This window comes from Altererythrobacter sp. GH1-8, from assembly GCF_043702085.1.
GTDB lineage: Bacteria > Pseudomonadota > Alphaproteobacteria > Sphingomonadales > Sphingomonadaceae > Erythrobacter.
The window spans coordinates 2,396,312-2,417,956 of the sequence record NZ_CP171690.1 but is presented as its reverse complement, the minus strand read 5'-3'; the positions used below and the strand labels follow the sequence as shown (position 1 = coordinate 2,417,956).

Here is a 21,645-nt window from a genome sequence, read left to right as displayed (position 1 = left end):
ATTCAGTCTCAGGCCAATTCTGTATCTGGACTGTGTAACATGTGTAACCAACACGTGCGTTGGTGAAGGGATAAGAGATTGAAAACGGTCTATACATTCGGCGGAGAAGCGGATCATTCGGACCCGCGGCAGAAGGACAAGACTGTCACTGGCGGAAAGGGGGCCAACCTTGCCGAAATGGCGAGCATTGGTCTTCCGGTCCCTCCCGGCTTCACCATCACGACCGAGGAATGCGTGAAGTACCTCAATGAAGGTGCGGAATTCACCGACGAACTGCGCGCGCAGGTTGCCGAAGCGCTCGCGCATGTCGAAGCGACGGTCGGCAAGCGTTTTGGCGATGCCTCAGACCCGCTGCTTGTCTCCGTGCGGTCGGGCGCGCGCGTGTCCATGCCCGGTATGATGGACACCGTCCTCAACCTCGGCCTCAATGACGAGACCGTCCAAGGCTTGGCCAGTACATCAGGCGACGAGCGCTTTGCCTGGGACAGCTACCGCCGCTTCATCCAGATGTATTCGGACGTTGTCCTTGGCCTCGATCACGGGTTGTTCGAGGAAGCGCTCGAGATCGCCAAGGAAGACAAGGCCTATTTCGCGGATACCGAAATGGAAGCGGCGGACTGGCAAGAGCTGGTCGCGGAATATAAGCGTATTGCGGAAAGCGAGCTTGGCCACCCGTTCCCGCAGGACGTGACGGAGCAGCTATGGGGCGCGATCCGGGCTGTGTTTGACAGCTGGAATGCCGACCGTGCGAAGGTCTATCGCCGCCTCAATGACATTCCCGCTGACTGGGGCACGGCGGTCAACGTCCAGGCCATGGTGTTCGGGAACATGGGCGACACGTCTGCGACGGGCGTCGCCTTCACTCGCGATCCTGCTACGGGCACGCGCGCCTACTATGGCGAGTATCTGATCAATGCGCAGGGTGAGGACGTGGTGGCGGGCATCCGCACGCCGCAATACCTCACCAAGGATGCGCGCGAGGCGGCGGGTGCCAAGCCGCTGTCGATGGAAGAGGCGATGCCGGAAGCCTATGCCGAGCTCGCCCGCGTGTTCGACCTGCTGGAAAAACACTACAAGGACATGCAGGATATCGAGTTCACCGTCCAGCAGGGCAAGCTGTGGATGCTGCAGACCCGCTCGGGCAAACGGACGGCCAAGGCTGCGCTCAAGATGGCGGTCGATATGGTTGGCGAAGGGCTGATCGACGAAAAGACCGCGATCCTGCGGGTCGATCCCATGGCGCTCGACCAGTTGCTTCATCCCACGCTCGACCCTGAGGCCAAGCGCAATGTGCTGACGACTGGCTTGCCGGCGTCGCCCGGTGCCGCCAGCGGCAAGATCGTGCTCGATGCCGATACGGCCGAGCAATACGCCGCACGCGGCGAGAAAGTAGTGCTCGTGCGGGTCGAGACTTCGCCCGAGGATATTCACGGGATGCACGCCGCACAGGGCATTCTAACCGCACGCGGCGGGATGACGTCACACGCGGCGGTGGTTGCGCGCGGCATGGGGCGCCCCTGCGTTTCAGGCGCTGGCGAAGTCTCGATCGACCGGGCGAGCAAAACGCTGCGGATCGGCCGGGAAGAGCTGAAGGAAGGCGATATCATCACGCTGGATGGCAGCAATGGTCAGGTGATGCTCGGTTCCGTGCCGACGATCGAGCCGGAACTGGCGGGCGATTTTGGTACGCTTATGGAGTGGGCGGACAAGCATCGCCGGATGAAAGTTCGCACCAATGCGGAAACGCCCGACGATTGCGCGCGCGCTCGGCAGTTTGGTGCAGAAGGCATCGGCCTTTGCCGGACAGAGCACATGTTCTTCGACGCAGATCGTATCAGCGCGGTGCGCCAGATGATCCTTGCCGAAGATGAGGCGGGGCGCCGCGGCGCGCTCGAAAAATTGCTTCCCGAACAGCGCGGCGACTTCAAGGCGATCTTTGAGGTCATGGCGGGGCTGCCGTGCACAATCCGCCTGCTCGATCCGCCGCTGCATGAGTTCCTTCCGCATAACGACGAGGACTTTGCAGATTTATCCGATGCCACCGGGCTGGGTGTGGACCATTTGAAGCGGCGCGCAGGCGAACTGCATGAGTTCAACCCGATGCTCGGCCATCGCGGCTGCCGGTTGGGAATTACCTTCCCCGAGATTTACGAGATGCAGGCGCGCGCGATTTTCGAGGCCGCATGCGAGGTGGCCAAGACAATTGAAGAAGCGCCGGTGCCGGAGATCATGATCCCGCTGGTCGCAACCAAGCGCGAGCTGGAGCTGCTGAAAGCGCTGGTTGACCGGACCGCTGAAGCTGTGTTCGCAGAGCAAGGCACTTCCGTCGAATATCTCGTTGGCACCATGATAGAGCTGCCGCGCGCGGCCTTGATGGCGGGGGAAATCGCGGAAGAGGGCGCGTTCTTCAGCTTTGGTACCAATGACCTGACGCAGACAACGCTGGGTGTCAGCCGAGACGACAGCGCGCGCTTTCTCGCGCCCTATGTCGAGAAGGGCATTTTCGCGCGCGATCCCTTCGTCAGCCTCGATATCGAGGGCGTCGGGCAACTGGTCGAACTCGCCGCAGAGCGGGGCAGAGCCACGCGTCCTGACATCAAGCTCGGCATTTGCGGCGAGCATGGCGGCGATCCGGCTTCGATCGCGTTCTGCGAAAAGACCGGGCTCGATTACGTCAGCGCCTCACCTTACCGCGTGCCGATCGCACGGCTCGCAGCGGCGCAGGCAGCGCTCGCTGGTTAACGCCAGCCGGTCAGGGTCAGGATCTCGAAGGTTTCAGCGACGCGGCTTTCCTCATCCGCAAGTGCTGCGAACGCCTCGTGAGCACGGGCAAGGCCTGCCTTTCCGACATATGGTGCAGGCGATAGGAGCACCGACGTCAGCGCTTGTTCGCGCAAATCATCGGTCATGCGCTCAAGACTGGAAAATCGCACTGTGAGGGTGCGGCTGTCGACGACTTGCCGCGCGAAGCCTGCGCGCTCGAGCAGACCGGTTGCCGCACGATTGTCGACTTGCGGGTGGATGCGCGCTGCGGGCTTGTCTCCATCCGCCGCAAGCATGATCTGGCGCAGGGCAGGGACGCTTCCCCCGCCAAGCATCTGCCCGATGAACAGCCCGTTCTCTCTCAGCGCGCTTCGGATGTGGATCAGTGCGCCTGGCAAGTCATTGACGGTCTCCAGCGATCCACATGCGAGGATCAGATCAAAAGGTGCACCAGCCAGCGGTTTTTCGTGATTGGGGGATGCAAGCAAAGTGGTTTCCACGCCGCGTGCTTCCAGCCGCCTTGCCGCGTCGCTGCCGTTGAACCCGCAAGCCAGCGCGCGAGCCGGGGTTAACTGCATGAAATCGAGTCGCTCGATGATTTCCTCAGCCATGTCGGTCGCCAGCCAGGTCGCTGGATTGGATGCAGCTGAACGGCGATACTCTGCGCGAGCAATCGCTGCCCGGCGCCGCTGGTCGGCAAAAATCTGCGGGACTTTCGAAATGTTCATCGCTGCGCAGCCCTGCCGCGCTTGCATGGCCCGCGCAAGAGGTTCAGCGTGGGGATCATGAATTTGGGCAAGACCATTGCAGCGGGTTTGGCACCGGTCGTTGACCTGGTTTATCCGCCGCGTTGCCCGTTGTGCGGCGATGCGATTGCGCGGCAAAACGGCTTGTGCACCGGTTGCTGGTCGAGCCTTGCCATACCGGGATCACCGCAATGCCGGAGCTGCAGTAGACCGTTTGGGAGCGATACGGCGTCAGATGCAATGACCTGTGCCGTATGCCTCGCGCATCCTCCGAACCACTCGGGGATTGCTGCCGGGACGCTCTACAATGATGCATCGCGCCAGCTGGTTCTCGCTTTCAAGCATGGGGGGAAAATTGCGCTTGCGCCTATGCTCGCGGGTTTGATCGCTGCGCAAATTGCTGATGCCGAACCTGACAATCTGCCGCTCATCATACCCGTGCCGCTCCACCGCTGGCGTTTATGGAAGCGCGGCTACAATCAAGCGGCGCTGCTCGGCAGGGAACTTGAGAAACTGGGGAAGGGGCAACTTCTCCATCAAGGCCTTGCGCGCTTGCATGCGACGCCATCGCTTGGCGGGCTTGGGCGCAGTGCACGCCAGCGTGCTCTTGCTGGCTCAATAGCTGTACCCAAAGCCATGCGGAAGCGGATCATCAGTCGTAACATCATCCTGGTTGATGATGTGATGACAAGCGGGGCGACCAGCGACGCATGTGTCAAGGCGCTTCTCAAGGCGGGGGCCGAAACGGTAACCATTGCGTGTTTTGCGAGAGTGCTGGATGAAGCGCTTGATGCGGCGGCCTGATGCTGCAGTGGGTCATGCTTCTCGCCCGCAAAACGAAACGCCCGAGGTCCTTAGACCCCGGGCGCCACGTGACGAATAAACGCGAATCCGCTTCTTCGAGCTACAGGTAGCGTCCCCCGATGCCACCTTAGGATTCTGACCCTCATCATACGTTCCGAATGCGCCAGCACCCCCGTGACGGCGCGCTTCGGTAACCCCCTGACCCCTGGCGCTCTTTACGGCACCGATAGTCCGGTTATCACACCCTTTCAGATGTGAGACGCGGAAACTGTCATCTGATGTTCATATTCGGAAGCGGGAATACGATGATTTGTGGATTTTAGCCAAGGCATGTGGTTATCGTGCAACAAACTATCGTTAACTCAGGGCGATTGATCGAAGGATGGACAGTTGAGCACAAATAGCCAGCAGCCAAGCGCGGCTCAGCGCGAGCAAGGTAAGGCATTCCTGCCGAAATTCGACTCGGCTGGTTTGCTAACCGCGATTGCTTGTGACGCTGCCACCAATGAAGTGCTGATGGTGGCGTTCATGAACGCCGAAGCTCTGGCGAAGACGCGCGAGACGGGTCTCGCGCACTTCTGGTCGCGCTCACGGCAATCGCTCTGGAAGAAAGGCGAGACAAGCGGCAACACTTTGGCTGTGGAAGAGATCCTCGTTGATTGCGATCAGGATGCGCTGGTCATGAAGGTGCGGGCGACTGGTCCAGCCTGTCATACCGGTGCTGATTCTTGTTTTTATCGCAAACTCGACCTCGAAGGGGGTGACGTTCTCGTAAAGGCTTGACCTTGACGTAAAGGTAAAGTAAGTCATGACTTCATGGCTACAGCACAAAACAACACCAACTCCGATGCCGGGAAGAACACCCATGGCGGCGCCCATCTTGATCGTCCCGACGCCCAGGATCGTGAGACCTATTCGATTTCCGACCTGACAGCTGAGTTTGACTGCACGGCAAGGGCGCTGCGCTTTTACGAAGATGAAGGCTTGATTGCGCCTGCTCGCGTCGGCCTAAGTCGGGTCTACTCCAAGCGCGACCGCGCGCGACTTGCATGGATCATGCGCGCCAAAAATGTGGGCTTCAGCCTCAACGAAATACGCGAGATGATAGACCTTTACGATCTCGGGGATGGCCGGGTTGAGCAGCGCCGCGTAACGATCCAAAAATGCCGCGATCATGTTGCTAAATTGAAACGTCAACGCGCCGATATCGATTCCTCGATCAAGGAGCTGACAGAATTCGTGAAGGAAATCGAGAAGCTCGATCTCAGCTGAATTCAGCCGCTCCGGTTCCATAACAGTTTTCAGGACTAAGGACACGCAAGATGCCCATCTACAACGCACCCACCCGCGACACCCGGTTTGTTATCAACGAGATGCTCGATCTCGCCAGCTATGGAAATCTTCCCGGCTTCGAGAGCACAGATGCCGACGTGGTCGAAGCAGTCGTCAATGAAGCCGGCAAGTTCTGCTCCGAAGTACTCGCGCCACTAAACCAGATTGGTGATCAGCAGGGGTGCACCCGCAACGAGGACGGCAGTGTAACAACGCCTGAAGGCTTCAAGGAGGCGTTTGACCAGTATCGTGAAGCGGGCTGGGGCACGATCTCTGCCCCTGAAGAATTCGGCGGCCAGGGCTTGCCGCATGTCCTCGGCTTTGTAATCGAGGAATTCGTGGCCTCGGCCAACCAGGCGTTTGGCATGTATCCGGGCCTTACCACCGGTGCGATTGCCGCACTCATCGCTTCAGGTACTGACGAGCAGAAAGACAAATACGTAGCCAAGATGGTATCTGGCGAATGGCTCGGCACGATGAACCTGACCGAGCCACATTGCGGCACCGATCTGGGCATGATCCGTACCAAGGCCGAGCCGCAGGGCGACGGTTCGTTCTCGATCACAGGCACCAAGATATTCATTTCCGCCGGCGAGCACGATCTCACCGACAACATCATTCACCTGGTGCTGGCGAAGACCCCAGGCGCGCCGGACAGCTCGAAAGGCATTTCGCTGTTTGTAGTCCCTAAGGTGTTGGTGAACGACGATGGCTCGCTGGGAGAGCGTAACGCGGTTACTTGCGGCTCGATCGAGCACAAGATGGGCATCCACGGAAATGCGACCTGCGTGCTCAACTATGACGACGCGAAGGGCTGGATGGTCGGCGAAGAGAACAAGGGCCTTGCGGCTATGTTCGTGATGATGAACGCCGCGCGTCTTGGCGTGGGTATACAGGGCCTCGCGCAGGCTGAGGCAGCCTACCAGAACGCGGTTGCCTATGCGCTCGATCGTCGCCAGGGCCGCGCATTGACAGGTCCGACTGAGCCGGAAGCGCAAGCGGATCCGATTTTCGTTCATCCCGATGTTCGCCGGATGCTGATGGACGCCAAGGTGTTTACCGAAGGTATGCGCGCGATGTGCCTTTGGGGGGCACTCCAGGTGGACCTGACGCACAAGGCGCAGACCGAGGAAGAGCGTGCGCAGGCAGACGCGCTGATCGGCCTCCTGACCCCGGTCATCAAAGGTTATGGCACCGATAAGGGCTATGACATTGCGACCAACATGCAGCAGGTCTTCGGCGGGCATGGCTATGTTGAGGAATGGGGTATGAGCCAGTTCGTGCGCGATGCGCGGATCGCGCAGATTTACGAAGGAACCAACGGCATTCAGGCAATGGACCTGTGCGGGCGCAAGCTCGCAAGCAAGGGTGGCGCTGCGATCCAGGCCTTCTTCAAGATGGTGGGTGAGGACATTGCCGCTGCTAAGGAAGAGGAAGGCCTGAAAGACATCGCCGAGATGCTCGAAAAGGCCCTCGGCCAGCAGCAGGCTGCAACCATGTGGTTCATGAACAATGCGATGCAGAACCCGAACCATCTGGGCGCGGGCGCGCATCACTACATGCACATTATGGGCATCGTGACGCTCGGCTGGATGTGGCTGCGCATGGCGAGGGTCGCGACCAAGGCTTTGGCCGGTTCGCCATCAGACCCGGCCTTCTACGAAGCCAAGCTGACCAGCGCACGTTACTATGCCGAGCGGTTCCTGCCTGATGCTGGCGCACTGCGCCGCAAGCTTGAAGCAGGGAGCGAAAGCATGATGGCGCTCGGCGCAGAGGCATTCGCTACAGCAGCCTGAGCCACCCTCAATTCCGGAGAATTCGCGAGCGGGGCGTCTTTCACAAGGCGTCCCGTTTTCGTTGTAAGTACTACGCCAATTTATCCGACAGTGCTGTACGAGAAGCGCTAAGGGGGACGCAGGAAACGATGCGATAGGCTGCTTTTATCGACTCTGTTATAGAATATTCGTCACAACCAATCGATGAGGTGCATCGCGTCTTGAACCGGATCATATTAGCCTTAACCGTCATTCTTGCGTGGCCCGTCGCAGCTACGGCCCAGCCCGCTGCTCCAATCTGGACATCTGCCAACTTAACCACCCTCCAGCGGTGGGTTGAAGCGGCACCACAGGATGCCCTGCCGAAGCTCGATATGGCGAAGGTGGATGCAATCAAGGCTTCAGGCGATCAGGCTGAGCTCAACAGAGCCGCGACCGAGCTTGCGCTTAAGCTTGCGCGAATGCACCTGCTCGGGAGCAGCGGAACCAGCGCACGCACTGGTTGGAATATTGCTGACAGCGATAGAGATACCGCGCTTGAGCCGATACTAGCACAGGCGCTCGAGGCAGGAACGCTCGACACATTCTTTGCGCTGCTGAGGCCGAACCATTCGGAGTATTCAAGCCTGCGCGCGGCCTATAGCGACGCTGATTTGGACGAAGTGGAGCGTGCCGCTATTGCCCGCAGCATGGAGCGCTGGCGCTGGATGCCGCGCTCGCTCGGCAGCGATTATGTACTCGTAAATACGGCAAATTTCGAGGCTCGCTTGTGGCGCGAAGGCGAACATGTCGGGACATGGCCCGTGATTGTCGGCAAGACGTCGACTCCTACGCCCGTTTTCCGAGCGGAGATCGAAGGCGTTATCTTCAATCCCTGGTGGAATATCCCTCAGAGCATCGTGCACGAGAGTGTTGGCGCGCTGGTAAGGCGTAATCCTTCCCTGGCGCGGGCACGCGGTTATGTTTGGTCAGGCGGGAACTATCGCCAGCGGCCTGGACCAAACAATGCGCTTGGGCAGATGAAACTCGTCATGCCTAACCCCTATTCGGTTTATATGCACGACACGCCGGGCAAGGAGAAGTTTGCTGAAGAAGTGCGGACTTTCAGCCATGGCTGCATTCGGACAGGCGATGCGATTGGCTATGCCGCAACCTTGCTCGAAGGGATCAAGTCCCGCGAGGAAATCGATGCAATCGTTGCCTCGAACAAGACCACCCGCGTCGATCTTGCCGCGCCGATCCCGGTCTACGTGACCTATTTCACGGCAGTGAGCGACGGGGAAGGCGGTGTGGACATCCTGCCCGATGTTTATGGCCGTGACCAGCGGATCACGATGGCGAAACTGGAAACTGAGTGTTCGCTTTCGGGCTAATCCGCCAATTGCACAAAATTGTCGATCACGCGCTTGGTCCCGGCCTTCTCAAACTCGATTTCCAGCTTGTTGCCTTCCTGATCGGTGACAGTCCCGTAGCCGAATTTATCGTGAAAGACGCGCGCGCCGATCGCGACATCGCTGCGCGGCTTCGCCGCAAAGCTCGCCGCTGAGCGGGTGTTCTCCCGAACACGCGGTTGCTTGGTCTCATAGCCATGGGTCAGCGCGCGCTGCCATCCCGGACCGCGTGCGGAGTTGCGATCGGGCCGCGTGGTCGAGACATGTGCGAAGGGGTCTTCGTTCTCACTCCAGTTTGCCTGCCATAGCGATTTGCCGCCAGTCATGGTCGACTCCTGCTCGATATGCTCTTCGGGCAATTCCTCGATGAAGCGCGAAGGGATCGAGCTCGTCCATTGACCGTAGATGCGGCGGTTCGCGGCATGGAGGATCGTGCAATGTTTCTTCGCCCGTGTGATCGCGACGTAGGCCAAACGGCGCTCCTCTTCGAGCGAAGCCAGCCCGCCTTCATCAAGCGAACGCTGCGAGGGAAACACGCCTTCCTCCCATCCGGGCAGGAAGACATTGTCGAACTCCAGCCCCTTGGCCGCATGCATCGTCATGATGGTGACTTTCTCGCCATCATCGCGCGCGTCATTGTCCATCACCAGTGCGACATGCTCGAGGAAATCGCCGAGCGTCTCGTATTCTTCCATCGCTCGTGCAAGTTCAGACAGGTTTTCTGCCCGGCCCGCGCTTTCCGCACTGCGATCTGCCGCCAGCATGTCATTATAGCCGGTCTCGTCGAGCACTTGTCGGAGGAGTTCGGACGGCGTCATGGTCTCCGCCGCTTCGCGCCAGGCGAGGAATTGCCGCATCAGGGAGCCAATGGTGTTGGCAGCGCGGGCGGGCAGTTCGTCGCTATCCGCGAGATCGAGCGAAGCCGCAGCGAGCGGCATGCCCGTACGGCGCGCATGCTGGTGCATTTTCTCAAGCGTCTTTGCGCCGAGCCCGCGCTTTGGCTGATTGTAGATACGCTCGAACGCGAGATCGTCCTGCGGCTGTGCGATCACCCTCAGATAAGCGAGGGCATCGCGGATTTCCGCGCGTTCGTAAAAGCGAAAGCCGCCGATGATGCGATAATTGATCCCGATCTGGATGAAGCGGTCTTCAAATTCGCGGGTCTGGTATTGCGCTCGGACGAGGATCGCGACCTGATCGAGGTTTGCGCCTTCATGCTCGAGCCGTTCAATCGCTTCACCGACGCGGCGCGCCTCTTCCGGTGCGTCCCAGACGCCTTTGACCTGTACCTTGTCCCCGCCATTGGCTTCGGTCCACAGCGTCTTGTCGTGCCTTTCCGAATTGGCGCGGATGAGGCCCGATGCAGCGGCAAGGATATGCGGAGTAGAGCGGTAATTCTGCTCAAGCTTGACCACCTTCGCGCCGGGAAAATCCTTTTCAAAGCGCAGGATGTTCGCAACTTCAGCGCCGCGCCATGAATAGATCGATTGGTCATCATCGCCCACGACGCAGATGTTCTTGTGGCTTTGTGCGAGCAGTCGCAGCCACAGATACTGCACCGCATTGGTGTCCTGATACTCATCGACGAGAATGTATTTGAAGCGTTGCTGATAGTCGGCGAGCACGTCCATGTGCTTGCGAAAGATGTTGAGCATGTGGAGCAACAGGTCGCCGAAATCGCAGGCGTTCAGTGCCTTAAGCCGATCTTGGTAGAGCTGATACATCTGTGCCCCGCGCCCGTTGGCATACGCCTCGTTCTCGACAGCATCGAGGTCAGCAGGGTTCAGTCCGCGGTTCTTCCAGCGGTCGATCAGTCCCGCCAGTTGGCGCGCAGGCCAGCGTTTCTCGTCAATGTTCTGATCATTGATGAGCTGTTTTAGCAGGCGCAGCTGATCGTCAGTGTCGATGATCGTGTAGTTGCTTTCGAGACCGACCAGTTCGGCATGACGGCGCAGCATCTTCGCGCAGATCGAGTGGAACGTGCCGAGCCACGGCATCCCTTCTACCGCCTGCCCGAGATGACCTGCTACGCGCTCGCGCATTTCGCGCGCAGCCTTATTGGTGAAGGTCACGCAAAGGATTTGACTGGGCCAGGCGCGGCGTGTCGCGACCAGATGCGCGAGGCGCGAGGTCAACGCCGCGGTCTTGCCGGTCCCTGCGCCCGCGAGCATCAGCACCGGTCCTTCGGTCGTCAGCACAGCCTCACGCTGCGGCGGGTTCAGCCGCGCAGCGTAGGGAGGTGCTTCTCCATTGAGAACGGAGGCAGGGAGTGAAGAGCTATCAGACATGCAATTAAGTGAACAGGTAGAGAACAACGAGGAGGGCTGCAAGCCAGCTTGTGCCTTTCTCGGACGGTTCGAACGCGCGATTTGAGGCCGATTTCTACTATGTGCGACAAGTGTTTCAGGAGAAAGAGCCATGAAAGCGATTTGCACGCCTATTGCGCTTTTAGCGCTGAGCCTGAGCCACGCGGCCTTCGCGCAAGGGGAAATTCAAGCCGAGAGTGAACCCGTTGAGCCCAGCGTGGAAGTGATCGCACGCGACGATACAGGCAAGGCGACGCGTGTCTCAGTCAATGGCCGCGAATATGCACTTTGCAGCGAGTCAGTTCAGGATAGCTGCATCAGCCCGCGTTCAGCCGGATTTGACTGGGGCCGGGTCGAGCTCGATCATTGGCCGGGCCAGACTTCCACTAGTCTCAAGCAAGAAGGAACTGCTGCTCCGTCAGGCGCTTCGATTGGACAGGCGAGCCAAAGCCGGAGCGCACCGCCCGCCACTTGATCAAACCTCGGCTCAGCGGCGAAGCAGATGAAGCTTTGCCTTTCCGACCTTACGGTCCTTGACGAGTTCCAGTCCCTTTACCTCAACTGTTTCCCGGGCTGAGGTTTCCACAGCGATCCAGGTCGCGGGGCCGATCCAATCGAGCCGTAATAAGCGGTCTAGTGCAACCGATGCCGCCCCCGTTTCATAGGGTGGGTCGAGCATGATCAAATCGTAGGCGACTTTCGCAGGCCCAAGCGCCATCACGGAGTTCGCCTGCACATCCGTTCGGCCTCGCGCATCGAAGCTCTCAATATTCCTACGGATCGCCTTCACCGCGTCCTGATCGTTTTCAACGAACAGGCAATGCACAGCGCCGCGTGAAAGGGCTTCGATGCCCAGTGCGCCGGATCCTGCGAACAAGTCAGCCACCCTCAGCCCTTCAAAATCGCCGAGTCTGCTAGCGAGCATGTTGAACAAGGTCTCGCGCGTGCGGTCTGCTGTCGGACGCGTTGTCTCCCCCTTGGGCGCGGTGATATTTCGTCCGCGCCATTCGCCTGCAATCACTCTCATGACTTGCTGTCATTCCTGATCTGACTGCGGAACTTTCCGATTTCGTGCTTCGTGAGCTCGACCGCCGCGCCACGCGGCAGATCACCCAGTTCAAACACACCATAGCCGACACGGATCAAGCGGCTGACCTTGAGCCCCAGGTGCTCGAGCACCTTTCGAACTTCGCGGTTCTTGCCTTCGGTGATCGTCACTTCAATCCACTGGTTGCGACCTCCAGCATTCTTGGTGCGTTGCTCAAGATTGGCGTCGATACTGCCATAATGGACGCCGTCAATGGTGATCCCGTCGATCAGCGCTTCCAACTGTTCCTGTGTGACATCGCCGAACGTGCGCGCGCGGTAGGTGCGCGGAATTCCGGTAGACGGAAGCTCCATCTCGCGCTTCAACTCGCCGTCATTAGTGAGCAGCAAGAGGCCCTCTGTGTTGAGGTCGAGCCGCCCGATCGGCATGAGGCGCGGTGCGTCCTTGGGCAAGGCATTGCGAAGCGCAGTGTAGATTGTCGGCCGACCCTTTGGATCGCGCTCTGCGGTCAGAAGGCCCGTTGGCTTATGAAATGCGAACAGCCGGGTTGGCTCTGGTTTGGCGACCGGCTTGCCATCGACCGTGACACCGCGCAGCGAGGTGAGGAATGTCGCAGGCGTTTCCACCGGCTTGCCATTAATGGCGATGCGTCGGTCCTCGATCATCCGCTCGATTTCGCGGCGGCTTGCGACACCGGCGCGCGCCAGAAGCTTGGCGATACGGTCCCCTTCAGGGCGGTCTGCAGAGCGAGGGCTGGTCATGGCCGCTGCGCTAGGCGTTCAATTGCTCGCGCGCAACGCCTCATGCACGATGGCACTGAAATGCGAGATGCCACCTTCGAGCGTGCCAAGCGTGACCTGCTCGATTGCGCCCGTTGAAAGCCCGTTCTGGCCAAGCTCTGCCGCGCGGAAATCCTCGCTTGCAAACACACCGCCGTCGAGCAGCTGCCAGCTTCGATCCCAATGATCGCGCGCTTTATCCGTCGTGGGTTCCTCAGGAATGAGCATGAAATCCTCGACCAGCGTGAGGCATTCTGATTGCGGCATCAAAACCATGACGTTGAAGTAGTCGGGACTGGGAATGATAATTGTCGCAGGAAACAGCTGATAGGCGAATGTTACGATCTGCCGCATCGCATGCATGTCAGTAAGGTCAACGCTCTCCATCTCCTCCAGCCTCGCAACAGCAGAGCGCATATGCGGCCCCACGGTGTCGCCCGCGGTGATTCCGTCGGTAAAGAACGGCCCGATCGTGTTCGCGTGGAGCCTGGTCACATGATAGCTTTCGAGGAAAGCATCCATGATTAGCTTCCAATTGCCGTTCACCGTGTGGAGCTTGCGGCGGTAGAGAAAACTGTCCGCAAGCCCGAACGCATCGAAGTCCTTACTGATTACGCGGGCATGGGAAAAATCGGCTGCCTCATCAGGCGCGAACCAGATCAGCCCGCCCGCTTCCAAGCTCGGCAGTTCGATCAGGCCGTAATCGGATTTTTCGAGACCTGGAAAGGTTTCGGGCCGGGGCAGAGCAAGCAGCTTGCCGTCGAGTTTGTAGGTCCACGCATGGTACGGACAGACGAGCCGCTTGGCGCATTGCACCTCCTCGCCTTCGACCAGCCGCGTTCCTCTGTGACGGCAGACATTGAGGAAGACATGCGCATCGCCTTCAGCATCGCGTGTTATCAGCAGCGGGCGTCCGGTTGCATCATGGGGCATCGCCATACCCGGTTCGGGTAGGAGTGCTGATGGACAAAGCACTTGCGGCAGTCGGTCGAACAGTGCGGCTTTCTCGCGCGCGAAGTGGTCGGGGCAGGTGTAATGGCTGGCAGGGACCGTGGTGATCGTCTGCGCGCGTTCAGCGCCGCCATTCTTCACTTGCTCCGCCAAGGCGAGCTGGCCCGGTGTAGGGCAGCGCCTTCTCTGATCTGTTAGCGCTTCGTTCATCGCCAATTCCCAATCCTCTCATCCACGGTTAGTGTGTCAGAAAATTCGGTTTTCAGGAAGGACGTATCTCCTATGGCGGTTATGAGGATGGTTTGCGCATGATTGGCTGGGATTCGGCGATCCTGTTCGGGGTCCTTGCGTTGGTGGTTTTGCTGGCGTTTCTGGTCCCCGCCTTCGCTCCGTACCGCCGCAAGATGCCATTTGTGGCTTTTTTGCTGGGAATTTCCTCGGGCTTTCCGCTCACGCTGCTGCTTGGGACCATGACCTTCTGGCTGTCGAAAGTCGGGATCGACAAATCCACCATTGGCTTCGCGATTGGCCTGACGACGCCTTACACACTTAAATTCCTGTGGGCGCCGCTGGTGGACAAACTGCGCATTCCGTTTCTTTCAGACTGGCTAGGGCAGCGCCGCGCTTGGCTGTTCCTCATTCAAGGCTTGCTGGTGTTCGCGTTGTGGCAGCTTGGCGCAAGCGCGCCGAGCAATGACAACATCGGTACCTTTGCTCTCTGGGCGATTGTCGTCGCGTTCTTGTCTGCCACGCAGGACATCGTCATCGATGCGTACCGGATCGAAATTCTCTCTGACGAGGAGATCGCGCACGGCACCGCAATGAACCAGTTCGGCTATCGCACGGGAAATTTGCTCGCAGGGGCCGGGACGATCTACCTCGCTTCTAGCGAGGGGTTCGGGGCAGGCTGGGCGATGGCTTATGGCCTAACGGGTTTTCTTGTGCTGCCAGCAGCACTCGGCGCGCTGTGGGCGGGCGCGGGCCAGTTCGATCCTTCGAGCGCGCGTGCGGCGGGCCAGAAATTCAGCAGCTGGCTGAAAGAAACCGTCGTCAACCCGTTCCGCGAGTTCCTGGGACGCAAGGGCGCGGTGCTGATCCTGCTGTTCGTGCTGATCTACAAGATCGGCGATGCAATGGGGCAGGGTATGCTCAATCCGATGATTGTGGAGCTGGGCTTCAGCGATACCGAGTTCATCACGATCAACAAGTTCGTGGGCTTTGGCGCGCTGATCGTGGGCTCGGCTTTGGGCGGGCCATTCATTGCATGGCTCGGAATGGGGCGCGCCTTGATCATCTCTGGCCTGCTGATGATGCTGTCCAATTTCATGTTCGTGCTGCTGGCTCTGGTGGGCGACAATAACACCATGCTGGCCCTTGCTGTCGGGACCGAGAACTTGACCAGCGGTATCGGACTGACGGTTTTCGTGACATATCTGTCTGGCCTCTCGAACCTTGCCTATACCGCGACGCAGTTTGCGCTGCTTTCGAGCTTTGCGGCTGTCGGGCGGACCTGGCTTGCGACACCATCGGGCTATCTGGCGGAAAATCTGGGCTGGGTCGGTTTCTGGACCTTCACGGTGATCATCGCGATCCCCGGCATGACCTTGCTTTGGATCCTGTGGCGCAAGGGCTTCGTGGTCGAAAGCGTGCGCCAGACCAATCACGATGAAGCGGTCGATGATCCGCCAGAAGCGATCAATACGCGGCCGCGCGCTGAACCGAGCTAAGTCGGGATTTCGTCATTAAGACGCAGGACTTCTCCCGCGAGGTAGAGCGAGCCAGCGATCAGCACTGGGTAGCCGTCTGGCGGGAGGTTCATCAACGCTTCTTCGACATTGGCGGAGGCGCGCGCGTCTTGACCGAAAGCCTGAACCGGATGGCTGTCATGGTTAGGCACGGGCACGACGGTTAGCGTGCGCACGCGATCGCCGAGCGGCCCGGTGATCGCAGTTGGGTCCTTGTTGTCCAGCATCCCGAGGATAAGGTGCACATCGCCCGCAATTTCTTCCGCGATTACCTTTCCAGCGCTTGGATTGTGGCCTCCATCAAGCCAGACCTGCCGATCGCCGACAAGCGGGCCGGGGGAGAGCTTCTGCATCCGTGCTGGCCAATACGCAGATATGAGGCCCTGCTGGATCGCCTGATCCGATATGCTGATGCGCGACTGCGATCGAAGCATGGTGACCGCCAGTCCGGCATTCTCTCGTTGATGATTGCCAGTCAGGGCAAGAGGCATGTTCACGCAAGGAGAAGCCGTGATCAAGAGCGAACCGATACGCGTGGCCACCGCGCCAATTGCGTCGGACTCTGTTTTCGGATGCGTAATCGTCACCACTGGCACGCCCTTCTTCGCAATTCCCGCTTTCTCGAACGCGATACGGGCCATCGGCTCCTTGGGCACACCGTCCTCGGGTGCGAGCAGGAAGCGCTCATGGTCCAGACCCAGCGCCGCAATCCCGCAGGCCGCAAGCACATCGGGCTCCAGCACATTGGTCGCATCGAAGCGCCCGCCCATGCCAACCTCTACCACGCATGCGTCGGCTGGCGTACGGCTGAAGGCCAGGAAAGCGGCGGCGATGGTTACTTCGAAAAAACTGGGGCCAAGGTCCTCGCAGGCATCGAGCACCTCTTTCAGAACGCTCGCCAATTCTTCATCGGATATCAGCTCGCCCGCAATGCGGATCCGCTCATTATAGCGCACCAGATGCGGGCTTATTGTGACGTGGACCTTGTACCCTTGCGCCTCCAGCATGGCGCGCAGGAAGGCACAGGTTGAGCCTTTTCCATTGGTCCCTGCGACGTGAAACACAGGCGGCAGCTTGCGGTGCGGATTGCCGAGCCGCTCCATCATCGCGCTAGTGGTTTCCAGCCCCAATCGCCCTTGCGGCACGCTCAGTGCGGCGAGCCGGTCCAGCTGCGCCTGCACCTCAGGGTCGTCAGAACGACCGAAGTCTTTCATGCGTTAACCTAGGCGGCTTTCGCAGGCGAGAGGTAATCGAGCAGTGTCGCGATCTGCGCCTTCAGGTCCTTCCTGTGCACCACCATGTCTACCATTCCGTGCTTGTAGAGGTACTCCGCGCGCTGGAATCCTTCCGGGAGTTTTTCGCGGATTGTGTCCTGGATCACGCGCTGGCCTGCAAAGCCGATCAGCGCGCCCGGCTCTGCAATATGGATATCGCCGAGCATCGCATAGCTTGCGGTCACGCCGCCAGTCGTCGGGTCGCTCAGCACCACGATGTAAGGCAATCCCGCCTCTTTCAGACGGCGCGTCATCACCGTCGCCTTCGGCATTTGCATGAGGCTGAGAATGCCTTCCTGCATCCGCGCGCCCCCTGCTGCGGTCACCACGATATAAGCGCATTTGCGCGCCAAGGCTCGCTCCGCGCCCTGGCAGAAGGCCGTGCCCACCGCCATGCCCATGCTGCCGCCCATGAAGCTGAAATCCTGCACGCCAACCACCGCGTCAAGTCCGTCAATCGTGCCGGAGCCGACGCTGAAGGCATCGCGGTGCGGGCTCTTTGCGCGCGCAGCTTTCAAGCGGTCAGTGTATTTCTTCGAGTCCTTGAACTTGAGCGGGTCTTCCGCAACCTCTGGCTGTTCGAGGAGGTCAAACCCTTCGTCGAGCAACAGCGCCAGACGCTGATCCGCATTGATCCGGCCGTGATGGCCGCAGCGAGGGCAGACATGGAGATTGTCCTCGTACTCCTTCTCGAACAGCATTTCCTGGCAGGACGGGCATTTGACCCAGAGATCCTTCTCCGAAGTGCGCTTGGGCAGCCAGCCGATCGAATTGCGGACGCGGGTGAACCAGTTCATGTGTTTGTCCTTAGCGCGCGGTGCGAACCGCGTTTGCAAGAGCTGAAGTCAACTCCTTTAGCTTCTCTGGCGCCTCTTTGCCAAATTCGCCGACCAGTTCGACCAACGCCGACCCGACGACAACACCATCTGCAACCTTGGCGATCTCGGCGGCTTGTTCGGGCGTGCGCACGCCAAAACCCACTGCAACGGGCAGATCGGTCGATTGCTTGATACGGGTGACGTTCGCTTCAATCGAGTCGATAGCGGCCTGCTGCTTGCCGGTAATCCCGGCGACAGAGACGTAATAGAGGAAGCCTTCGGAGCCTTCGATAACGGCGGGAAGCCGCGCAGCGTCCGTCGTAGGCGTGCTGAGCCGGATTGGCGCAACGCCTGCCGCCCGTAGCGCAGGGCCAAGCTCCTCGTCCTCTTCGGGCGGAATGTCGACGCAGATCACGCCATCGACGCCGCAGCCCTTGCATTGCTCGGCAAACCATTCCGGCCCGCGCCGGATCATCGGGTTGGCATAGCCCATCAGGACGAGCGGAACGTCCGGGTGGCGCGCGCGAAACTCGTTAGCGATCATCAGGACGTCGCTGGTGGTCGTGCCTTTGCCCAAGCTGCGCAGGTTTGCAGCCTGGATCGCGGGGCCATCGGCCATTGGATCAGTGAATGGCATGCCCAGCTCGATCACATCCGCGCCGCCTTCGACCAGCGCATCGAGATTGGCCGCGGTGTCGCCATCGCCTGCGGTGATGAAGCAGACAAGCGCGGGATGGGCTTTGGAAAAGGCTTTGGAAAGGCGGGTCATTCTTCGAGCGCTTTCTGTCGCCAAACTGTCCCAATCGCAGTTACAAACCAGACGAATAAGCCAACTGCCAACCCTTCCGATCCAGTTAGGCTTTCTCCGATAAATGTTGAATAAAGCCAGAGTAAACCCAAAGCGCACAGTGCGGCAGTTAGACCATCCGAGATTGCCTTCCTAATCACATCTCCACTCCCAGCTTTTCCGCCACGGTGAAGATGTCCTTGTCGCCGCGCCCGCACAGGTTCATCAGGATGATCTGGTCTTCGCTCATTTGACGCGCGCGGTCTTTCACGGCTGCAATTGCGTGCGAAGGCTCAAGCGCGGGGATGATGCCTTCCGTCCGGCAGAGCAGCTGGAAGCCGTCGAGCGCTTCGTCGTCAGTGACCGCGGTGTATTCGACCCGGCCCGTGTCCTTGAGCCAGGCGTGTTCGGGGCCGATGCCGGGATAGTCGAGGCCGGCGCTGATCGAGTGGCCTTCGGTGATCTGGCCATCCTCGTCCTGCAGCAGATAGGTCTTGTTACCGTGGAGAACACCGGGCGATCCGCCGAGCAGGCTTGCTGCGTGTTCATCGCCGTCCAGGCCATGACCTGCCGCCTCAACGCCGAGCATCCTGACCTCTGGATCGTCAAGGAACGGGTGGAACAAGCCGAGCGCATTTGATCCGCCGCCAATGCAGGCGACGAGCAAATCAGGCAGCCGCCCAATGCGTTCCAGCATTTGCTCGCGCGCTTCCTTGCCGATCACGCTCTGGAAGTTGCGGACCATCTCCGGATAGGGATGCGGACCAGCAGCCGTGCCGATGATGTAGAACGTGTCATGGACGTTCGCTACCCAATCCCGCAGTCCTTCATTCATCGCGTCTTTCAGCGTCGCGCCGCCGCTGGTGACAGGCACGACTTCTGCCCCGAGCAGCTTCATGCGGAAGACATTGGGCGACTGCCGCTTTACGTCCTCTGCGCCCATGTAGATCACGCAAGGCAGGCCAAACCGTGCGCAGACAGTGGCCGTCGCAACGCCGTGCTGACCCGCGCCGGTTTCCGCGATAATGCGGGTCTTGCCCATTCGGATCGCGAGCAGGATCTGCCCGATGCAATTGTTGATCTTATGCGCGCCGGTGTGATTGAGCTCATCGCGCTTGAACCAGACCTGCGCGCCGCGCCCCTCGGGAGAGCCAGCTCTAAGCGCCTCTGTCAGCCTCTCTGCGAAATAGAGCGGGGATGGGCGCCCGACATAATGCTTCATCAGGTCGTCGAATTCTCGCGCGAATTCAGGGTCCACCTGAGCCTTGCGGTATTCCTTCTCCAGATCGAGGATCAACGGCATCAGCGTCTCGGCGACGTAGCGTCCGCCGAACTGGCCGAAATGCCCGCGATCATCGGGTTGGTTGCGGAAGGAGTTGGGTGTTGTCTCGTTCATATCATACTCAAGCTTCGAGAGCCGCTTTGCAGAAGCGCGCGATCAAGTCCACATCCTTGATGCCCGGCGCGGTTTCAACCCCCGAAGAGGTATCGACCAGCGATGTTGCCGTCAGGCGAATAGCCTCAGCTACATTCTCAGGGGTCAGGCCGCCTGCAAGGCCCCATGGCAGAACGGAGTCATAAGCCTCAAGCAAGCTCCAGTCGAAACCCAATCCCATGCCGCCGGGGAGCGCGCCGGCGGGTGTCTTGGTATCGAACAGGAGAAAGTCGGCGATATCGGCATAGGCAGATGCTCTTGCAACATCGTCAGCAGTCTCGACGCTCAGAACCTTCCACACTGGCAGACTGTATCGTGCTTTGACTTGACGGACGCGATCGGGCGTCTCCTTGCCGTGAAGCTGAATGATGTCGAGCGAGCCTGCGCTGAGATGCTCGATCAGAAAATCATCATCCGCATCAACAAACACACCGACTTTCGCGATCGCATCACCCGCGATCTGGGCTAATTCCGCCGCTTTGGCTGGCGAGACATAACGCGGTGAGGGCGGATAGAAATTGAGCCCGATATGCGTCGCCGCAGCCTCAATCGCAGCAGAGAGCGTCTCAGGCGTCGAAAGCCCGCAAATCTTGATAAGGGTCGCCATGATAGGCCTTAAAGCGTCGCTTCGATGGCTCTTGCAGCGGCCACGGGATCATCTGCTTTACTGATCGGACGGCCAATTACCAGCACGCTCGCCCCGTCATCACGCGCTGCCCGCGGCGTCACCACGCGCTTCTGATCGCCGGCCGCTTTCCCGCCGGGGCGCAGGCCTGGAACAACGAAAAAGCCGTCTTTCCATTGCTTGTGTACTGCACCGACTTCGTGGCCTGAGCAGACGATCCCATCGAGACCCGCTTCCTGGGCCAAGTCAGCCAGTCGCAGCACCTGATCGTGCGCCGATCCGCTGAGGCCAGTGCGCGCCATATCGCGCTCGTCCAGACTGGTGAGCATGGTTACCGCAACGACTTTGCAACCGTCCGCCGCTGCCGCTTTGGCGTCTTCCATCATCGCACGGCCGCCGCTCGCATGGATCGTGACAATCGCAGGCTCCAGCACATGGATTGCCTGCATCGCGCCTGCAACTGTGTTGGGAATGTCATGCAATTTCAAGTCTAGGAAGATTGGCAAACCGCTTGCATGCGCGATTTCATGCACGCCGTGGTGACCGTGCGCGCAGAAGAACTCCAGTCCCAGCTTGACCCCGCCAATATGGCCCTTGAGCTTCTCCACCAGCGCCTTTGCTGGGGCCATCTGCGGAATATCCAGAGCAAGATAAATGGGGTTGGTCATAAAGTCAGATCAGTCGCTTGTTGGCTTCAAAGCGTCGCTCGAAGGCGCAGCAGGATCTGGCGCGGGAGCGGGAGGGGGTGCCGGAACCGGATCGGTAGAAGACACAGGCGTGGGCTCGTGCCGCGCCAGGGCCGCGTTGCGCGTGGCCGTTTCAAGCGAAGAGATGCGACGGTTCAACTGCCACTTCACGCCGCGGTGAAGCAGGTACATCGGCACAAGGCCCAGCAAAAAGGAAACGATCACCAGTACCGGCACCTTGGTTTCCAGCACGAGGTTTTCCCACAAGGTGACTTCGACCGGGTCCCAGTTGAACGCGGAAAACAGCATGATTGCTGCCACAATTACAACCCAGACTGCGGTGCGGACGATCTGCATCCTTGCCTCCCTTTGTTTTCTCT

General features: G+C 59.7%; 20 protein-coding genes. 8 read left to right on the top strand and 12 right to left on the bottom strand.

Annotated elements, in window-relative coordinates; all coding sequences use genetic code 11:
• Positions 1 to 78 precede the first annotated feature (78 nt).
• Positions 79 to 2,742 carry a pyruvate, phosphate dikinase gene (ppdK, locus tag ACG9DO_RS11730; protein WP_394728123.1) on the top strand — a complete coding sequence of 888 codons (2,664 nt, stop codon included), beginning with the start codon at positions 79 to 81 and terminating at the stop codon, positions 2,740 to 2,742.
• Here ppdK and ACG9DO_RS11725 read toward each other — a convergent pair.
• On the bottom strand, positions 2,739 to 3,491 hold the full coding sequence (locus ACG9DO_RS11725; protein ID WP_394728121.1) for a class I SAM-dependent methyltransferase: 753 nt from the start codon (positions 3,489 to 3,491) through the stop codon (positions 2,739 to 2,741). The genes ppdK and ACG9DO_RS11725 overlap by 4 nt on opposite strands.
• Positions 3,492 to 3,548: 57 nt before the next feature.
• Between ACG9DO_RS11725 and ACG9DO_RS11720 the strand changes: the two genes are divergently transcribed.
• From ACG9DO_RS11720 to ACG9DO_RS11700, 5 genes are all read left to right on the top strand, one after another.
• Positions 3,549 to 4,313 (top strand): double zinc ribbon domain-containing protein, encoded by a 765-nt coding sequence (locus tag ACG9DO_RS11720; RefSeq protein WP_394728119.1) that lies wholly within the window; start codon positions 3,549 to 3,551, stop codon positions 4,311 to 4,313.
• A 390-nt stretch (positions 4,314 to 4,703) separates the two neighbouring features.
• The gene (gene hisI / locus ACG9DO_RS11715; RefSeq protein WP_394728117.1) at positions 4,704 to 5,096 is read left to right on the top strand and encodes a phosphoribosyl-AMP cyclohydrolase; all 393 of its coding nucleotides are present in this window, start codon (positions 4,704 to 4,706) and stop codon (positions 5,094 to 5,096) included.
• A 33-nt stretch (positions 5,097 to 5,129) separates the two neighbouring features.
• Positions 5,130 to 5,585, top strand: a complete 456-nt coding sequence (locus ACG9DO_RS11710) for a MerR family DNA-binding transcriptional regulator (protein WP_394728115.1) — start codon at positions 5,130 to 5,132, stop codon at positions 5,583 to 5,585.
• A 50-nt stretch (positions 5,586 to 5,635) separates the two neighbouring features.
• Positions 5,636 to 7,441 carry an acyl-CoA dehydrogenase C-terminal domain-containing protein gene (locus ACG9DO_RS11705; protein WP_394728113.1) on the top strand — a complete coding sequence of 602 codons (1,806 nt, stop codon included), beginning with the start codon at positions 5,636 to 5,638 and terminating at the stop codon, positions 7,439 to 7,441.
• A gap of 188 nt (positions 7,442 to 7,629) precedes the next feature.
• Complete coding sequence (locus ACG9DO_RS11700; RefSeq protein ID WP_394728111.1) at positions 7,630 to 8,793, top strand: L,D-transpeptidase family protein; 1,164 nt, start codon at positions 7,630 to 7,632, stop codon at positions 8,791 to 8,793.
• On the opposite strand, the gene ACG9DO_RS11695 is transcribed toward ACG9DO_RS11700, so the two are convergent.
• On the bottom strand, positions 8,790 to 11,099 hold the full coding sequence (locus tag ACG9DO_RS11695; RefSeq protein WP_394728109.1) for an ATP-dependent helicase: 2,310 nt from the start codon (positions 11,097 to 11,099) through the stop codon (positions 8,790 to 8,792). The genes ACG9DO_RS11700 and ACG9DO_RS11695 overlap by 4 nt on opposite strands.
• A gap of 130 nt (positions 11,100 to 11,229) precedes the next feature.
• Between ACG9DO_RS11695 and ACG9DO_RS11690 the strand changes: the two genes are divergently transcribed.
• On the top strand, positions 11,230 to 11,592 hold the full coding sequence (locus ACG9DO_RS11690; RefSeq protein ID WP_394728107.1) for a hypothetical protein: 363 nt from the start codon (positions 11,230 to 11,232) through the stop codon (positions 11,590 to 11,592).
• 12 nt (positions 11,593 to 11,604) lie between these two features.
• Here ACG9DO_RS11690 and rsmD read toward each other — a convergent pair whose 3' ends face one another.
• From rsmD to ACG9DO_RS11675, 3 genes are read right to left on the bottom strand one after another with little or no spacing between them, the layout of a single operon-like run.
• Positions 11,605 to 12,144 carry a 16S rRNA (guanine(966)-N(2))-methyltransferase RsmD gene (rsmD, locus tag ACG9DO_RS11685; RefSeq protein WP_394728105.1) on the bottom strand — a complete coding sequence of 180 codons (540 nt, stop codon included), beginning with the start codon at positions 12,142 to 12,144 and terminating at the stop codon, positions 11,605 to 11,607.
• The gene (locus ACG9DO_RS11680) at positions 12,141 to 12,926 is read right to left on the bottom strand and encodes a pseudouridine synthase (protein ID WP_394728103.1); all 786 of its coding nucleotides are present in this window, start codon (positions 12,924 to 12,926) and stop codon (positions 12,141 to 12,143) included. The genes rsmD and ACG9DO_RS11680 overlap by 4 nt, the downstream gene beginning before the upstream one ends.
• Before the next feature lie 18 nt (positions 12,927 to 12,944).
• Entirely contained in the window at positions 12,945 to 14,105 is a 1,161-nt protein-coding gene (locus ACG9DO_RS11675; protein WP_394728101.1) for an aromatic ring-hydroxylating dioxygenase subunit alpha, read from the bottom strand.
• 98 nt (positions 14,106 to 14,203) lie between these two features.
• On the opposite strand from ACG9DO_RS11675, the gene ACG9DO_RS11670 reads away from it, so the two are divergent.
• Positions 14,204 to 15,622: an AmpG family muropeptide MFS transporter gene (locus ACG9DO_RS11670; protein ID WP_394728099.1), complete on the top strand. Its 1,419-nt coding sequence runs from the start codon at positions 14,204 to 14,206 to the stop codon at positions 15,620 to 15,622.
• On the opposite strand, the gene ACG9DO_RS11665 is transcribed toward ACG9DO_RS11670, so the two are convergent.
• The 7 genes from ACG9DO_RS11665 to ACG9DO_RS11635 form a co-directional block, all read right to left on the bottom strand.
• A complete protein-coding gene (locus ACG9DO_RS11665; protein ID WP_394728097.1) occupies positions 15,619 to 16,854 on the bottom strand; it encodes a bifunctional folylpolyglutamate synthase/dihydrofolate synthase in 1,236 nt (411 codons plus the stop codon). The genes ACG9DO_RS11670 and ACG9DO_RS11665 overlap by 4 nt on opposite strands.
• A gap of 8 nt (positions 16,855 to 16,862) precedes the next feature.
• Positions 16,863 to 17,711, bottom strand: coding sequence for an acetyl-CoA carboxylase, carboxyltransferase subunit beta (accD, locus tag ACG9DO_RS11660; protein ID WP_394728095.1), 849 nt, complete (start codon positions 17,709 to 17,711; stop codon positions 16,863 to 16,865).
• A gap of 10 nt (positions 17,712 to 17,721) precedes the next feature.
• Entirely contained in the window at positions 17,722 to 18,501 is a 780-nt protein-coding gene (gene trpA, locus ACG9DO_RS11655; RefSeq protein ID WP_394728093.1) for a tryptophan synthase subunit alpha, read from the bottom strand.
• 175 nt (positions 18,502 to 18,676) lie between these two features.
• Entirely contained in the window at positions 18,677 to 19,915 is a 1,239-nt protein-coding gene (gene trpB, locus ACG9DO_RS11650; RefSeq protein WP_394728092.1) for a tryptophan synthase subunit beta, read from the bottom strand.
• Between the two features lie 7 nt (positions 19,916 to 19,922).
• The gene (locus tag ACG9DO_RS11645) at positions 19,923 to 20,561 is read right to left on the bottom strand and encodes a phosphoribosylanthranilate isomerase (protein WP_394728090.1); all 639 of its coding nucleotides are present in this window, start codon (positions 20,559 to 20,561) and stop codon (positions 19,923 to 19,925) included.
• A gap of 8 nt (positions 20,562 to 20,569) precedes the next feature.
• Positions 20,570 to 21,247: an orotidine-5'-phosphate decarboxylase gene (pyrF, locus tag ACG9DO_RS11640; protein ID WP_394728088.1), complete on the bottom strand. Its 678-nt coding sequence runs from the start codon at positions 21,245 to 21,247 to the stop codon at positions 20,570 to 20,572.
• A 9-nt stretch (positions 21,248 to 21,256) separates the two neighbouring features.
• The gene (locus tag ACG9DO_RS11635) at positions 21,257 to 21,622 is read right to left on the bottom strand and encodes a DUF1049 domain-containing protein (protein WP_394728086.1); all 366 of its coding nucleotides are present in this window, start codon (positions 21,620 to 21,622) and stop codon (positions 21,257 to 21,259) included.
• Between the last annotated feature and the right edge of the window lie 23 nt (positions 21,623 to 21,645).

Bases quoted from the DNA above. Each gene is read 5' to 3' on its own strand.
- ACG9DO_RS11725 (WP_394728121.1), bottom strand. From the start codon at position 3,491: ATGAACATTTCGAAAGTCCCGCAGATTTTTGCCGACCAGCGGCGCCGG.
- ACG9DO_RS11720 (WP_394728119.1), top strand. From the start codon at position 3,549: ATGAATTTGGGCAAGACCATTGCAGCGGGTTTGGCACCGGTCGTTGAC.
- ACG9DO_RS11710 (WP_394728115.1), top strand. From the start codon at position 5,130: ATGGCTACAGCACAAAACAACACCAACTCCGATGCCGGGAAGAACACC.
- ACG9DO_RS11705 (WP_394728113.1), top strand. From the start codon at position 5,636: ATGCCCATCTACAACGCACCCACCCGCGACACCCGGTTTGTTATCAAC.
- ACG9DO_RS11695 (WP_394728109.1), bottom strand. From the start codon at position 11,099: ATGTCTGATAGCTCTTCACTCCCTGCCTCCGTTCTCAATGGAGAAGCA.
- ACG9DO_RS11690 (WP_394728107.1), top strand. From the start codon at position 11,230: ATGAAAGCGATTTGCACGCCTATTGCGCTTTTAGCGCTGAGCCTGAGC.
- rsmD (WP_394728105.1), bottom strand. From the start codon at position 12,144: ATGAGAGTGATTGCAGGCGAATGGCGCGGACGAAATATCACCGCGCCC.
- ACG9DO_RS11680 (WP_394728103.1), bottom strand. From the start codon at position 12,926: ATGACCAGCCCTCGCTCTGCAGACCGCCCTGAAGGGGACCGTATCGCC.
- ACG9DO_RS11675 (WP_394728101.1), bottom strand. From the start codon at position 14,105: ATGAACGAAGCGCTAACAGATCAGAGAAGGCGCTGCCCTACACCGGGC.
- ACG9DO_RS11670 (WP_394728099.1), top strand. From the start codon at position 14,204: ATGATTGGCTGGGATTCGGCGATCCTGTTCGGGGTCCTTGCGTTGGTG.
- ACG9DO_RS11665 (WP_394728097.1), bottom strand. From the start codon at position 16,854: ATGAAAGACTTCGGTCGTTCTGACGACCCTGAGGTGCAGGCGCAGCTG.
- accD (WP_394728095.1), bottom strand. From the start codon at position 17,711: ATGAACTGGTTCACCCGCGTCCGCAATTCGATCGGCTGGCTGCCCAAG.
- trpA (WP_394728093.1), bottom strand. From the start codon at position 18,501: ATGACCCGCCTTTCCAAAGCCTTTTCCAAAGCCCATCCCGCGCTTGTC.
- trpB (WP_394728092.1), bottom strand. From the start codon at position 19,915: ATGAACGAGACAACACCCAACTCCTTCCGCAACCAACCCGATGATCGC.
- ACG9DO_RS11645 (WP_394728090.1), bottom strand. From the start codon at position 20,561: ATGGCGACCCTTATCAAGATTTGCGGGCTTTCGACGCCTGAGACGCTC.
- pyrF (WP_394728088.1), bottom strand. From the start codon at position 21,247: ATGACCAACCCCATTTATCTTGCTCTGGATATTCCGCAGATGGCCCCA.
- ACG9DO_RS11635 (WP_394728086.1), bottom strand. From the start codon at position 21,622: ATGCAGATCGTCCGCACCGCAGTCTGGGTTGTAATTGTGGCAGCAATC.